Origin of the sequence: Streptosporangium amethystogenes, assembly GCF_000721075.1 — a bacterium.
Classification (GTDB): domain Bacteria; phylum Actinomycetota; class Actinomycetes; order Streptosporangiales; family Streptosporangiaceae; genus Streptosporangium; species Streptosporangium amethystogenes.
Map to the genome: position 1 here is coordinate 100275 of NZ_JOEQ01000024.1, position 13916 is coordinate 114190.

Consider the following 13916-nt stretch of genomic DNA (forward strand, 5'->3'; position numbering starts at 1 on the left):
AACGCCGAATCCGCCATCAATTCCAACTACCAACCGTTTTTTGTCGATCACCTTCGGTAATCGATCGCCGAGCCTATAGTGGTCCGCGAGATTCTGATCCGCAAGCTGCTTCGGTGAAATTCTTACGATGAAGAAAGCTTCATCAAGCGCTCGATCACTGACCCAGGAAAGGGACATGAGACCAGAAACACCATCACTCCGACAACGTTGGTTCGGCGCCAAGCTGGCGGAACTCCGACTCCGGGCGGGCCTCACCTCCCTTGCCCTCGCCGCCGAGAAATGCGGACGTTCCACAGGCTCACTCAGCCGCATCGAAAACGGCATCGTCGGCATTCCGCCCCGCGATGTACCTCCGATCCTGGACGCGTATGGAGTCACCGACCCCAGCATCCGAGACAAACTCATGATCGTCGCGGGAGAGGTACAGCAGGAACGACGCGGCTGGTGGGTCGAACACAGTGACGCGTTGTCACCCTCATATGTGGACCTGATCCGGCTTGAAGCAACGGCGACCGAGATCTGGACATACGAGATGCATTTGATGCCCGGCCTTCTACAGACAGAGGCATATGCCCGTGCGTTCGTGTCCGCCCTGGGAGAGCTTGGCAGCGTGTCGAGGCTTGACGAGTTCATCACCGTCCGGATGAACCGCAAGGCCATCATCAGCCGCGACGAACCGGTCACACTGAAGGCCGTGATCAGCGAGGCCGCCCTGCGCCAGCCCATCGGCGGGCCGGAGATCTTCCGAGATCAGCTACAGCATCTGCGCGAATACATGACTCGGCCGAACGTCACCTTGCAGGTCCTGCCGTTTCTCGACCGCCCCAATCCGGGACTCTTTGGCGCCTTCAGCGTCCTACGTCTCCCCAGCCTGGATGTTGCCCATGTCGAGACCATGAACACCGATGCCTACATCGAGGACGAACACAGCGTCGAGCAGTACCTCCGAGCTTTTGAGCGTCTCACCGCCCTCGCCCTGAGCCCTGCCGAATCAGACTCCTTCCTTCGAGAAATAGCAGTTACGCTCTAATCGGCACAATTCATCCAAGAAAGGGTGCCGAGCATGGCTGGCGATCAGAATTTGGGCGGTATCTGGCGTAAAAGCGCTCGCAGCGGCGTCCAGAGCAACTGCGTCGAAGCCCGCTTCGACGGCACCGTCGTCTGGCTGCACAACTCCAACAACCCCTCCCCCCAAGGCCCGACCATCGCCATCACCCCGGAGGACTGGCTCGCTTTCCTCGACCGCGTACACGCCGATGATCTCGCCCCGCAGAGGCTAGGCACCCCCGCCCTCTTCGCGGGCCGCCTGCTCATCGGTTTCGACGGCGACCGCGTCACGATCCAGGACAGCGATGCCCCGCCCACATCCGCCATCACCTACACCCTCGGCGAATGGCACGCCTTCCTCGACGGAGTGACCCACGACGACGAGTTCACCCTCACCTGGCTCCTCTCCACCCCGGCCAAGGTGCTCGCGGCCCGGGGATGACCGGCCCGGCCGTGGTCAGCGCCGCCCGGTGACGGCGATCCGGACCAGGTCGCGGCCGCACCGTCAGTCGGTGATGGAAGCCCGGAAGCGGTAGCGGTCTCCTCGGTAGACCTGCACCGTCAGTTCGAGCGGCCGCCCGTCCTGGTTGAAGGAGAGCTGCTCGGCGACCAGCACCGGAGTCCCATCCTTGATCTCCAGCAGATCCCGCTCCCGGGTCTCGGGCTGCCGTGCCTCCACCGAGTAGTCCGCGACCCGGGGGAACTGCGCCGGATCGGCGCTTCGCAGGGTCGCGTAGAGCGACGCGGCGGCGAAGTCGGTGTCGGCCAGCGCCGGACAGAGCGTCAAAGGCACCCGGTTGTGCTCCAGTACGACGACGAGGTCGTCGAGGAAACGCAGTCGTCGCATCTCGAACAGCGCGGCGCCCGGGCCGATGCGCAGCGTCTCGGCCTCATCCACGGTCGCCGGCCTGGTTCCCGATTCCAGCACTTGGCTGCGGGTGGCCAGGCCGTGCTTCAGGGCGTAGTCGGCGAACCCCTCCACCGTGTGCCCACCCGTCGGCGTGACGGGCTGGCCACTTCCAGCGACAAACCAGCCGCGGGCCGCGGCGGACTCAAGCAGGCCCCGGCCCGCCAGTTCGGCCAGAGCGGCGCGCAGGGTTTCCCTCGACACCTCGTATCGCGTGGCCAGACTCCGCTCCGATGGCAGCCGGTCCCCCGCCCTGGCACCGCGGGCCGAGATGTCATCCCAGAGCCGTGCGGCGACCTGGACGTAGCGGGGCAGGGCGTCATCGCTCAGCAGGCCTTTGGGGAAGGAGGGTACATCCGAACGATCCATACCAGTACCGTACCAGATTCTGACCATTGACGACCAAAAACCGGACCAGTACTGTGCCAGCGTGTCGCCGGCTGTAAGAACGCGCCGCGCCCCGGAACGTAGGGCAAGAACAGGAGCGGATCATGTGGAGTTTGTTGGACGAGGTGGTCCAGCGTCAGAAGGCAGGTGAGCCCAGGGGCATCGCCTCCGTCTGTTCGGCGCATCCGCTGGTGATCGAGGCCGCTGTGCTCCAGGCGCGCGAAACCGGGAGGCAGGTCCTGGTGGAGGCGACCTCCAACCAGGTTGACCAGTACGGCGGTTACACGGGCATGCGGCCCGACGACTTCCGCGACCTGGTGTACGCCATCGCCGCCGAACAGGGTCTACCGCTGGACCGCGTCATCCTCGGCGGTGACCACCTTGGCCCCAACCGGTGGCGCGCGCTGCCACCGGATCAGGCGATGGAGCGGGCCGAAGCCCTTGTCACCGCCTACGTCTCGGCCGGTTTCACCAAAATCCACCTGGACTGCAGCTTCCCCTGCGCGGGCGACCCCACGCCGCTCACCGACGACGTGGTCGCCGAGCGCGCCGCCCGGCTGATCCGGGTGGCCGAGGACACGGCGGGGGAGCACGGCGCCGCCCGGATCCGCTACGTGATCGGAACAGAGGTGCCGACGCCCGGTGGCGCTCACGAGACGTTGAACGAACTCATGCCCACCTCGGCGCGGGCCGCACGGGTGACCCTGGCACGTCACCGTGAGGCGTTCGCCGGACACGGACTTGAGGACGTCTGGCCCCGCGTCATGGCACTCGTCGTCCAGCCGGGCGTGGAGTTCGACCATCAGCGGGTGATCGACTACCGGCCGGAGAGGACCGCGGAGCTAGGAGCGGTCCTCAACGAGGAGCCCACCATGGCGTTCGAGGCGCACTCGACCGACTACCAACTGGCCGAAGCACTCACGGCACTGGTCAAGGACCACTGGGCCGTCCTCAAGGTCGGTCCCGGTCTGACCTTCGCGCTCCGTGAGGCGCTGTTCGCGCTCGCAGCCATCGAGGACGAACTGGTGCCCGTGGGCGAACGGTCCCGGCTGCCCGAGGCCGTCGAACAGCGGATGCTCGCCGAGCCCGACCACTGGGAGGGCCACTACCCGAGCGACGACACTGAGCGGCGCCTCGCCCGGCGCTACAGCTACAGCGACCGGATGCGCTACTACTGGCCGGATCCCGAGGTGACCGAAGCGCAGGAGCGACTCCTCGGCAACCTCGCGGCGCGGGACATTCCTCTATCGCTCCTCAGTGCCTATCTGCCCAATCAGTACGCGCGCGTTCGCCGCGGGGAACTCGCCGCGAAGCCGCGGGCGTTGGTGATCGACCGCATCCGCGATGTGCTGCGCGACTACGATCGCGCGTGCGATCCCCACCACAAGGAGTATTCGTGACCGGCCTTCTCGGCACCCTGGCTCGCGCCCCCGGGGCCAGTGACACTGCCCGTGAGATCATGCAGCAGCCCGGCATCTGGCGGGATATCGACGGTATCGTCGCCGCCTCCCGGGCCACGCTCGACGACTTCCTCCAGCCGCTGGTGGCTCGCGACCACCTGCGCGTGGTGCTCACCGGTGCCGGTACCTCGGGCTTCGCGGGGCAGGTGCTCGCCACGACACTGGCTCGGCGGCTCGGGCGGCGAGTCGACGCCGTGTCCACCACGGACATCGTCGCCGACCCGCGAGGCTGCTTCGCCGAGGATCTGCCGACCCTTCTCGTCTCCTTCGCCCGGTCCGGGGACAGCCCGGAGAGTCTCGCGGCCACCGGACTCGCCGGGCAGTGCCTGTCGGATGTGCACCACCTCGTGATCACCTGCAATGAGGAGGGGCGGCTGGCTCGGGAACATTCCGGGAGGACCGCCTCGTGTGTGCTCCTGATGCCGCCCGCCTCCAATGACCGTGGCTTCGCGATGACATCGAGTTTCACCGGAATGACGCTTGCCGCCCTGCTCGCCCTCGGTGGAACCGCCTACGCCGGTGTCGCGGAGCGACTGGCCCGGGCAGCCGAGCGGATCACGCAGGACGGCGTCTTCGACAAGAACATCGGCGCGCTACTGGCCCGCGATCCCGAACGGATCGTCTACCTGGGCAGCGGGGCTCTCCGGGGGCTGGCCGCGGAGTCGGCACTGAAGGCGCTCGAACTGACCGGCGGGACGATCACCACGACCTCGGATTCCGCCCTGGGATTCCGCCACGGCCCCAAGGCCGTGCTGAACGAGCGCACCGTCGTGATCGTGTACGTGTCGAACGACCCGTACACCCGCCGGTACGACCTGGACATCATCGCGGAACTACGCTCGACCATGGCGCCCGGCAGTGTTATCGCGATCGAAGCCGGGACCGACGGCACGCCGGACGAGGGGAACTGGCTGCTCCACGGTGTCGAGGACATCGAGGACGCGGCGCTGGCCCTGCCCGCCGTCGTATGCGCCCAGCTCATCGGACTCAACGCCGCTGTGCTCCGAGGAACCCGGCCCGACAACCCGTTCCCTTCGGGCGAGGTCAACCGAGTGGTGCGAGGTGTCACCCTGCACCGGTTGCAGCACTGACATCACAGCAGCACGGCGTTGACCGGGCCCCTCGCTCCCCCTAACCTCCCGAGGCGCTCCCCAAGGATCGACAACCCTTGACGACACGAATCGCCCAAGGTAGCGACCTGTGTCGCGCCTCTGACGGCACCTCGTCGAACGGGAACAGGGCGAACGATTCCCACCAGTGCGCAACGGAACGGTCACCCGGAAGCCGTTCACGAGCGCGGAACCGGCTTCCGGCTCAAGATTGAAAAGCTGCGAGGAGCACGGCGAGGCGTCCCCCTCGCGTCGACGGGGCGGGCAGAACCTGGTGACAGGACCTCGGAAACGACGAACGGCCCGGCGTGGCCGGGCCGTTCGTGGTGGGTCATTTCTTCTTCTGTCCCTGCCCCTGGCGCTTCTCGCGGATCTTCATGGTGACCTCGATGGGAGATCCGGCGAAGCCGAACTCCTCGCGGATCCGGCGCTCGATGAAGCGGCGGTAGGTCTCCTCCAGGAAGCCCGAGGTGAACAGCACGAACTTCGGCGGTTCCGTCGACGCCTGGGTGGCGAAGAGGATCTTGGGCTGCTTGCCGCTGCGAACCGGCGGCGGGGTGGCCGCGACCAGGTCGGTCAGGAAGGCGTTGAGGCGGGCGGTGGGCACCCGGGTCGACCAGGAGTCGAGCGCCTTCTCGATCGCCGGGACGAGCCGGTCGACGTGCCAGCCGGTCTTGGCGGAGATATTGGCCCGCAGCGCCCACGGCACCCGGACGAGCTGGCGGTCGATCTCCTTCTCCAGGTAGTAGCGGCGGTCCTCGTCCAGCAGGTCCCACTTGTTGAACGCCACGACCATGCACCGGCCGGACTCGATCACCAGCGAGATGATCCGCAGGTCCTGCTCGGTCAGCACCTCGCTGGCGTCGATGAGCACCACCGCGATCTCCGAGCGCTCCAGCGCGGCCCTGGTGCGCATGCTCGCGTAGAAGTCGGCGCCCTTGAGCTCGCGGTCACGCCGCCGGATGCCGGCGGTGTCGACGAAGCGCCAGGTCTTGCCACCGAGCTCGACCAGTTCGTCCACCGGGTCGCGGGTGGTGCCCGCCATCGGGTCGACGAGCACCCGCTCCTGGCCGGCGAGCTGGTTCAGCAGCGAGGACTTGCCCACGTTGGGCTTGCCGACCAGGGCGACCCTGCGCGGCCCGCGCTCGGCGCCGAACCGCTGCTCGGGCGTTTCCGGCAGCTTTTCGAGGATCACGTCCAGCAGGTCACCGCTGGAGCGGCCGTGCAGCGCGGAGACCGGCTGCGGCTCGCCCAGGCCGAGAGACCAGAGCCCGGCGGCCTCCAGCTCCATCTGCTGGTTGTCGACCTTGTTGGCGGCGAGGATGACCGGCTTGCCCGACCCGCGCAGCACATGGCCGACGATCTCGTCCGCGTCGGTCACGCCCACCACGGCGTCGACCACGAACAGGATCACATCGGCCAGCTCCGCCGCCACCTGGGCCTGCTCGGCGATCTTCAGCGCCATGCCGGTCGCATCGGGGTCCCAGCCACCGGTGTCGACCACCGTGAACCGGCGCCCGCGCCAGGTGGCGTCGTAGGTGACCCGGTCGCGGGTCACCCCCGGCACGTCCTCCACGACCGCCTCACGGCGGCCGATGATCCGGTTGACCAATGTGGACTTGCCCACGTTGGGGCGGCCCACCACGGCCACGACCGGCTGCGGGGCGGTGTCCGGCCCCGCCTCCTGAGAGCTGTGGTCGGTCCCTGAATCGGCGAGCTCCGCGTCGATCCAGCCGTTGTCGTCGTCGTATTCCCCGGTCACGCCTTTTCCTTAATCACACGCAGTATTTCGGCGATGACCTCTTCGAGGTTCAGCGCCGTGGTGTCGAGCTCGACGGCGTCGGCCGCCTTCGCCAGCGGGTCTGCCTTCCTTGTCGAGTCAAGGGTGTCCCGGCGGGCCATCGCGGCCCGCTGTGCCTCCACCGTGGTGCCGGTGAGCTCCGCCGTGCGGCGCAGCGCCCTGGCGTCCGCGCTCGCGGTCAGATAGATCTTGACCACCGCGTCGGGCGCCACCACCGTGCCGATGTCACGGCCCTCGACGACGATGCCGCCGGAACCGATGATCTCACGCTGCTCGGCCACCAGGCGGCGCCGTACCTCGGGTACCGCGCTGACCGCCGAGACGGCCGCGGTGACCTCGGCGGTGCGGATCGGCCCGGCGGCGTCGACACCGTCGACCGCCACCGTGGGGGCGTCGGGATCGGCGCCCAGGGTGAGGATCGGGTCGAGCGCCCTGGCCGCGATCGCCTCGGGGTCGGCGAGGTCGACGCCCCGCTCAAGCATCCACCAGGTGATCGCCCGGTACATCGCCCCGGTATCGAGATAACGCAGCCCCAGCGCCCGCGCCACCCCTCGTGACGCGCTCGACTTGCCCGATCCCGAAGGACCGTCCATGGCGACGACCAGTCCGGTCACGACGCCTTCTCCCTTGCAGCCCGCTTCAGTTGTCCGTACGAGGCTACCGGGAGCCGGGCGGGAACCGCGCATCGAGCGAGCGGGCCCGTGCCCGGAGTGTGGCAGGCGCCTACGGCAGGCGCCTACGGCAGGTGCCAGCCATGCGCGCGCAGGGCCTCGGACAACCTCGGCACCGCCTCCGGCTGCACCGAGAGATCGGCGGCTCCCAGCGGCAGGCCGGGGGCGTGCTCAAGCCGGACGTCCTCGATGTTGACGCCCGCCTCCTTGGCCACCTGGAACAGCCGGGCCAGCTCGCCGGGGCGGTCACCGATGATGACCTGGACCGTCGCGTAGGCGCGCGCGGGACCTCCGTGCTTGCCGGGGATCCTGCCGGTGCCCGTGACGCCTCGGTACAACAGTTCGGTGACGCGGGCCATGGCCTCGGGATCGGCGGCCTCCCTGAGCGCGGCGGCCGCGGCGGCCAGGTCGGCCGCCACCGCCTCCAGCACCTCGGCCACCGGCAGCGCGTTGCCCGACAGGATCCCGGTCCACAGCCTCGGGTCGCCCGCCGCGATACGGGTGACGTCGCGCACCCCCGGCCCGGCCAGGCCGAGCGCGGTGGCCGGCGCGTCCGCGAGACGGGCGGCCACCGCGGAGGCGGTCACGTGCGGGGCGTGCGAGACGATCGCGACGGCCCTGTCGTGCTCCTCGGCGCCGACCCTGACCGCCTCGCCGCCGCAGAGCTTGACGAGGCCGTACATGGCCTCCACCGCGTCGGGCGAGGTCTCCTCGGTCGGGCAGAGCGCCCACGGGCGCCCGAGGAAGATGTCGGCCCGCGCCGCGGCGGGCCCGGAGCGCTCACGGCCGGCGAGCGGGTGCCCGGCGACGTAGCTCGTCAGGTCGCAGCCGAGGCTCGCGGCCTCTCTGAGCGGAAGGGCCTTGACGCTGGCCACGTCCGTGTAGAACCGGGCCGCGCCCTCCTGCTGGAGGGCGGCGAGCCGCCCCGCGACCGCATGGGGCGGGACCGCGATGACCGCGACGTCCACCCGCACGCCCTCGGCCCACTCCACTCCGGCGCCCAGCTCGCGTGCCAGCCGCAGGGAGCCCTCGTCCCGGTCGGCCAGATGAACGGCGACACCCTGCTCGCGCAGGGCCAGGGCGATCGAGGTGCCGATCAGCCCGGTACCGACGACCAGGACGCTCTCCAGACCGCTCACACCCACTCCCCCGAGATCATGACGCCTAAAGGACTCATTGGGCGATGTCCACCCGAAGGGCGACCGCGCCACGCAGGTAGACGTGCTGGACCTCCTGGCGGGGCCGGTCGACCTCGACATGGGCCATCAGCCGGACCACGCGGGGCAGGGCACCCGGCACGTCGATCTCGGAAGCACAGATCAGCGGGACATCGTGGAAACCGAGCTTGCGGGCGGCCAAGGCGGGAAACTCGGCGGTGAGATCAGGCGTGGCCGTGAAGATCACACTGATCACGTCCTCGGTGGTGAGCCTGTTGCGCCCCATCACCTCCGTGACCAGTTCGGTGACTCCGGACAGGATCGCGTCCCGGTCGTTCGCCTCGACCTGAATCGCACCGCGGATCGCCCGCACCATCGTCGTTCCTCCATATCCACCCGCGCCGGACCACCCCGAAGGGTGGTCCGGCGCGTCCCGAACGTGCGTGTCAGGGAAGGTTACAGCCCGACTGCGGCGTAGAGTTCCCCGACCTCCGTTAGGGTGAGCGCACGGAGGGTGCCCGGCTTGAGACGGCCGAGCTTGACCGGGCCGAACTCGATACGGGCCAGGTCGATGACCGGGTGCCCGACCTCCTCCAGCATGCGGCGGACGATGTGCTTGCGGCCCTCGTGCAGCACGATCTCGACCAGGGCCTGCTGGCCGTGCTCCTGGACCAGGGTGAAGGAGTCGGCCTTGGCCAGGCCGTCCTCCAAATCGATGCCCTTCTTCAGCCGACGGCCGAGATCGCGCTCGATCCGGCCGGGGACCTTGGCCCAGTACTTCTTCTGCACGCCGTAGCTCGGATGGGTGAGCCTGTTGGCCAGCTCACCGTCGTTGGTGAGCAGGATCAGGCCCTCGGTCTCGGTGTCGAGCCGGCCCACGTGGAACAGGCGCTCGGTGCGGTCGGCCACGAAGTCGGCCAGCGAGGGGCGACCGTCCGGGTCGGACATGGTGCTGACGACGCCGATCGGCTTGTTGATCGCGAAGTAGACCAGGTCGGGCATCGTCGGCAGGCGCTTGCCGTCGACGTGGATGACCTGCTTGGCGGGGTCGACCCGGGCGCCGAAGCGACGGACCACCTGGCCGTCGACGGTCACCCTGCCGTCGCCGATCATGTCCTCGCAGGCCCGGCGACTGGCGACGCCCGCCTGGGCGAGGACCTTCTGCAGCCGGACGCCGTCCGGGACCTCGGTGGTGTCGCGCTCGTCGACGTAGTCACGGTCGTAGAAGTCGGAGTCCCGCTTGGGCTGGCGGGCGGTCTTGAACCGGTCGTTCGCGATCGTGCCGGGCCGCAGCGGGGCCTTCGCCGCCGGGGCGCGGCCGCTGGAGCGGTCGGCGGGAGCGCGACGCTCGCCGTACGCCCCGGCGCGGTCGCCGCCGATGGTCTGGACGTCGTCCCGGCGGCCGGTCCTGCCGAAGCGGGCACGGGAGCCACCGGCGGGCGCGCCGCCGCGGCCGCGGTCGGAGCCGGGCCTGCCACGCGAGCCATCCCGGTCCGCGCGGAAACCACCCTGCGAACCACCACGATCGTCACGGCGCGGGGCGTCGGACCGGAAACCGCTCCGCGAACCGTCACGGGGTCCGCCGAACGACGAACCACCGCGGTCGTCCCGGCGCGGAGCGTCGGAGCGGTAGCCGCCCTGGGAGCCCTCGGAGGGCCTGCCGTACCGGCTCCGTGAGCTGTCGCGAGGTCCGCCGAACGACGAACCACCGCGATCATCCCGACGCGGACCGTCGGACCGGAAACCACCCTGCGAACCACCCGAGGGCCTGCTCCCGGACGAACCACGCGAACCATCGCGCTCAGCACGGCCGGAAACCACCCTGCGAACCACCCGAGGGCCTGCTCCCGGACGAACCACGCGAACCATCGCGCTCAGCACGGGACTGCGAGCCCCCACGGGGATTACCACCGCGCGGGGCTCCGCCACGGCCTTGACCGCGTCCATCACCGGACGGGGTACTACGGCTGTTGTTCACTGCTTCTGCTCCTCTAGGGATTCCATGTCGTCGGGCAGGAAAGGCGCCAGTTCTGGAAGCTCGTCGAGCCCCCGCAGGCCCATCCTCTCGAGAAAATACGAACTTGTCCGGTAGAGCACGGCTTGGCTCTCCGGTTCGGTGCCGGCCTCCTCGACCAGCCCCCTCGTCACCAGCGTGCGCATGACGCCGTCGCTGTTGACACCGCGGATGGCCGCCACCCGGGCCCGGCTCACCGGCTGCCGGTAGGCGACCACGGCCAGGGTCTCCAGCGCGGCCTGGGTCAGACGCGTCTGCTGGCCGTCGCGGACGAACCGCTCCACGAGTGAGGCGCACTCGGCCCGCGTGTAGAAACGCCAGCCGCCCGCGACCTCTCTCAGGTCGAAACCCCGCCCGGCTTCGGTGTATTCCGCCGAGAGTTCCCGGAGCACCCTGCCGACCTCGTGGACGGGCCGCTCCAGCACCTGGGCGAGGGTCACCTCGGCGACGGGCTCGTCGACCACCAGCAGGATGGCCTCCAGCCCGGCGCGCAGGTCGGGACCGGCGCTCAGCTCAGGCTCGGATGCCACGTCAGTCATCGGCGGGTTCTCTCTTCGAGGTCTCGTCGTAGTCGTCGGCCACGGCGACATCGCCGTCGTCGCTGCCGGTCCAGGTCACGTACAGCTCCCCGAGAGGCTCAAGTTGCTCGAAGGAGACGGCCGCCTCCCGGTAGAGCTCCAGGACCGCCAGGAAACGAGCGACGATCTCGAAGGTGCCGGCGCAGTCGGAGGTGAGTGCCCGGAAGGTCGCCCGGCGTAACCGCCGCAGCCGCTCGACAAGGATAACCGCCTGATCGCGGACATTGGCGAGTGGTTGGTAGATGTGGGCCACGGAAACCGACGGGGGCACCTTGGGGGCGAAGGCCCGCCGGGCGATCTCAGCGAGACGGTCGGGGCCGATGCCGAGGACCAGTTCGGGCAGCAGGCCTGCGAACCGGGCCTCCATCGGCACGGTACGCGGGAAGCGCAGCGCCTCCTCGGCCATCCTGGCGGAGAAGACCTTGACGACCTCCTTGTAGGCCCGGTACTGCAGGAGGCGGGCGAAGAGCAGGTCGCGGGCCTCCAGAAGGGCCAGGTCCTCCTCGTCGTCCACCTCGCCGGCGGGCAACAGCCTGGCCGCCTTGAGGTCGAGCAGGGTCGCCGCGACGAGCAGGAAATGGCTCGTCTGGTCCAGGTCCCACTCCGGGCCCCTGGCCCGGATATAGGAGATGAACTCGTCGGTGACCTGGCTGAGCGAGACCTCGGTGATGTCCAGCTTGTGCTTGGAGATCAGACCGAGCAGGAGATCGAAAGGGCCTTCGAAGACCTCCAGATGCACCTTGAAGGTGTCATCGGCGGTCTTCGGCTGCTCGGTCATCCCTCCATTGTCCCGTACCGGCAGGTGGGATCACCGCTCCAGCGCGGCCCACCTGGCAAGAACTTCCCTGGCGAGCTCGCGGTACGCGCTGGCGCCGAGCGAGGAGGAGTCGAAGCTGGTGATGGGCTCACCGGCCACGGTCGCGTCGGGGAAGCGAACCGTCCGATTGATCACTGTGTGGTAGACCTTGTCGTCGAACGCCTCGACGACCCGGGCCAGCACCTCGCGGCCGTGCAGGGTGCGCGCGTCGTACATGGTGGCGAGCAGTCCCTCGATGACCAGCTCGTCGTTGATGCGCTCCTGGACCTTGATGATGGTGTCCATGAGCAGCGCGACACCGCGCAGCGCGAAGAACTCGCACTCCAGCGGCACCATAACGCCGTGCGCGCAGGCCAGCGCGTTGATCGTGAGCAGTCCCAGGGAGGGCTGGCAGTCGATCAGGCAGACGTCGTACTCGGGCAGGAGGGGCTTGATGACCCGGCCGAGCACCTGCTCGCGAGCGACCTCCGTGACGAGCTGGACCTCGGCGGCCGACAGGTCGATGTTGCTGGGCAGCAGGTCCATGCCCTCGACGCCGGTCTCCAGCAGCACGTCCCTGGCCGTGATCTGCCGCTCCATGAGGAGGTTGTAGACCGTCAGGTCGAGCTGGAGGGGGTTGATCCCGAGACCGACCGATAGGGCGCCCTGCGGGTCGAAGTCGACCAGCAGAACCTTGAGCCCGGCCTCCGCCAGCGCGGCGCCCAGGTTGATCGTGGTGGTCGTCTTGCCGACGCCGCCCTTCTGGTTGACCATGGCGACGACCCTCGCCGGTCCGTGCACGCTGCGAGGGGGCGGGTCGGGGAAAACGGGGCGGGGACGCCCGGTCGGGCCGAGGACTCCCCCACTGCGAGGGGTCCCGGCGGTCTTGGTGTCGCCCCAGGGATTCTCGGGGTTTGCCGGGGCCGCTCCCCGGATAGAACCGTCGGTGGTCACAGTCACCAGTCGAACCTCCCTGACGGCCTCTAACCGGACCGTCCGGACGGACACTATGGCGTCAACACGTATGCGGCAAGGCGGCACGCCCGGACATAAGGAAGGTCAATCCCGCGTGCGCGGATGCGCCACGGCATAGACCTCCCGGAGCCTGTCGACCGTGACCTGCGTGTACACCTGGGTGGTGGTCACCGAGGCGTGGCCGAGTAGTTCCTGAACCACCCTAACGTCCGCACCGCCGTCAAGGAGGTGGGTTGCGAACGAATGTCGCAACATATGTGGCGACACTCCTTCGAGCCCGCCGCGCTCGGCGGCGCCCTGGAGCACCTCCCAGGCCCCCTGCCGGGTGAGCCGGCCACCCCTGGCGTTGAGAAAGAGCCCCGAGGTGCCGCGGCCGTGGGAGGCGATGCGGGGGCGGGCACGGGTGAGGTAGGCGCCCAGCGCCTCTCCCGCGAAGCCGCCCAGGGGCACCAGGCGGGTACGTCCGCCCTTACCCCGCAGACGCACCCGCTGGGCCTCCGTCCCCAGCTCGACGTCGTCGACGGTGAGCCCGACCGCCTCGGAGATGCGCGCGCCGGTGCCGTACAGCAGTTCGAGCAGTGCCCGGTTGCGCAGGGTGAGAGGGGCGCCGTCAGGCCCGGAGGCGGCGATCAGACGCTCCACGTCGCGGACGCTGATCGCCCTGGGCAGCCGCCTGAGCTGGCGCGGCGGGCGCACCTCGTGGGCGGGGTCGTGGCGGCAGAGGCCCTGGCTCAGCGCGAAGCGGTGCAGCCCGCGCACCGCGGAGACGGCCCGCGCCGCCGAGGCGGCGACGAGGGCCTGATGCTCCCCGTCGCCCTCCCTGAGCGCCGCCACGAAGGCGGCGACGTCGTCCTCGGCGACCTCGGCGAACGTGACGCGACCGCGGTGCTTGAGGTGCTCCACGTATCGCAGGAGATCACGGCGATAGGAGGCCAGTGTGTTGGCTGCCAGACCCCGCTCCCCCGCCAGGTGGGCAAGGTAGCGCAGGAGGACGGCCTCCGTCTCGCTCAGGGT

Annotated in this window: 14 protein-coding genes; 4 read left to right on the forward strand and 10 right to left on the reverse strand. The window is 69.2% G+C overall.

Annotation, left to right across the window (positions count from 1 at the left end; genetic code table 11):
• Positions 1-175: 175 nt before the first annotated feature.
• Both IG98_RS48140 and IG98_RS0129155 read left to right on the forward strand, forming a co-directional pair.
• Entirely contained in the window at positions 176-1030 is an 855-nt protein-coding gene (locus IG98_RS48140) for a helix-turn-helix domain-containing protein (protein WP_030919167.1), read from the forward strand.
• 33 nt (positions 1031-1063) lie between these two features.
• On the forward strand, positions 1064-1489 hold the full coding sequence (locus IG98_RS0129155; protein WP_084195739.1) for a DUF397 domain-containing protein: 426 nt from the start codon (positions 1064-1066) through the stop codon (positions 1487-1489).
• Between the two features lie 63 nt (positions 1490-1552).
• Here IG98_RS0129155 and IG98_RS0129160 read toward each other — a convergent pair whose 3' ends face one another.
• A complete protein-coding gene (locus IG98_RS0129160; protein WP_030919170.1) occupies positions 1553-2323 on the reverse strand; it encodes a GntR family transcriptional regulator in 771 nt (256 codons plus the stop codon).
• A 122-nt stretch (positions 2324-2445) separates the two neighbouring features.
• Between IG98_RS0129160 and IG98_RS0129165 the strand changes: the two genes are divergently transcribed.
• Together IG98_RS0129165 and IG98_RS0129170 are read left to right on the forward strand one after the other, a co-directional pair.
• Positions 2446-3741, forward strand: a complete 1296-nt coding sequence (locus IG98_RS0129165) for a D-tagatose-bisphosphate aldolase, class II, non-catalytic subunit (protein WP_030919171.1) — start codon at positions 2446-2448, stop codon at positions 3739-3741.
• Complete coding sequence (locus IG98_RS0129170) at positions 3738-4892, forward strand: SIS domain-containing protein (RefSeq protein WP_051753121.1); 1155 nt, start codon at positions 3738-3740, stop codon at positions 4890-4892. The genes IG98_RS0129165 and IG98_RS0129170 overlap by 4 nt, the downstream gene beginning before the upstream one ends.
• A 349-nt stretch (positions 4893-5241) precedes the next feature.
• Here the strand turns inward: IG98_RS0129170 and der are convergent, their stop codons facing one another.
• From der to IG98_RS0129215, 9 genes are all read right to left on the reverse strand, one after another.
• A complete protein-coding gene (gene der, locus IG98_RS0129175) occupies positions 5242-6672 on the reverse strand; it encodes a ribosome biogenesis GTPase Der (RefSeq protein ID WP_030919178.1) in 1431 nt (476 codons plus the stop codon).
• Entirely contained in the window at positions 6669-7304 is a 636-nt protein-coding gene (gene cmk, locus IG98_RS0129180; protein ID WP_051753135.1) for a (d)CMP kinase, read from the reverse strand. Before cmk ends, der begins: the two co-directional genes overlap by 4 nt.
• 143 nt (positions 7305-7447) lie before the next feature.
• Entirely contained in the window at positions 7448-8521 is a 1074-nt protein-coding gene (locus IG98_RS0129185; protein WP_030919181.1) for a prephenate dehydrogenase, read from the reverse strand.
• A 34-nt stretch (positions 8522-8555) separates the two neighbouring features.
• Positions 8556-8915, reverse strand: coding sequence for a chorismate mutase (aroH, locus tag IG98_RS0129190; RefSeq protein WP_030919183.1), 360 nt, complete (start codon positions 8913-8915; stop codon positions 8556-8558).
• 80 nt (positions 8916-8995) lie between these two features.
• Positions 8996-10372, reverse strand: coding sequence for a pseudouridine synthase (locus IG98_RS48145; protein WP_245651761.1), 1377 nt, complete (start codon positions 10370-10372; stop codon positions 8996-8998).
• A gap of 141 nt (positions 10373-10513) precedes the next feature.
• Complete coding sequence (gene scpB / locus IG98_RS0129200; RefSeq protein ID WP_030919186.1) at positions 10514-11092, reverse strand: SMC-Scp complex subunit ScpB; 579 nt, start codon at positions 11090-11092, stop codon at positions 10514-10516.
• Positions 11085-11909: a segregation and condensation protein A gene (locus tag IG98_RS0129205; protein WP_030919188.1), complete on the reverse strand. Its 825-nt coding sequence runs from the start codon at positions 11907-11909 to the stop codon at positions 11085-11087. The genes scpB and IG98_RS0129205 overlap by 8 nt, the downstream gene beginning before the upstream one ends.
• 30 nt (positions 11910-11939) lie before the next feature.
• Positions 11940-12887 carry a ParA family protein gene (locus IG98_RS0129210; RefSeq protein ID WP_030919190.1) on the reverse strand — a complete coding sequence of 316 codons (948 nt, stop codon included), beginning with the start codon at positions 12885-12887 and terminating at the stop codon, positions 11940-11942.
• Positions 12888-12986: 99 nt separating this feature from the next.
• Entirely contained in the window at positions 12987-13913 is a 927-nt protein-coding gene (locus IG98_RS0129215) for a tyrosine recombinase (RefSeq protein WP_030919193.1), read from the reverse strand.
• Positions 13914-13916 lie beyond the last annotated feature (3 nt).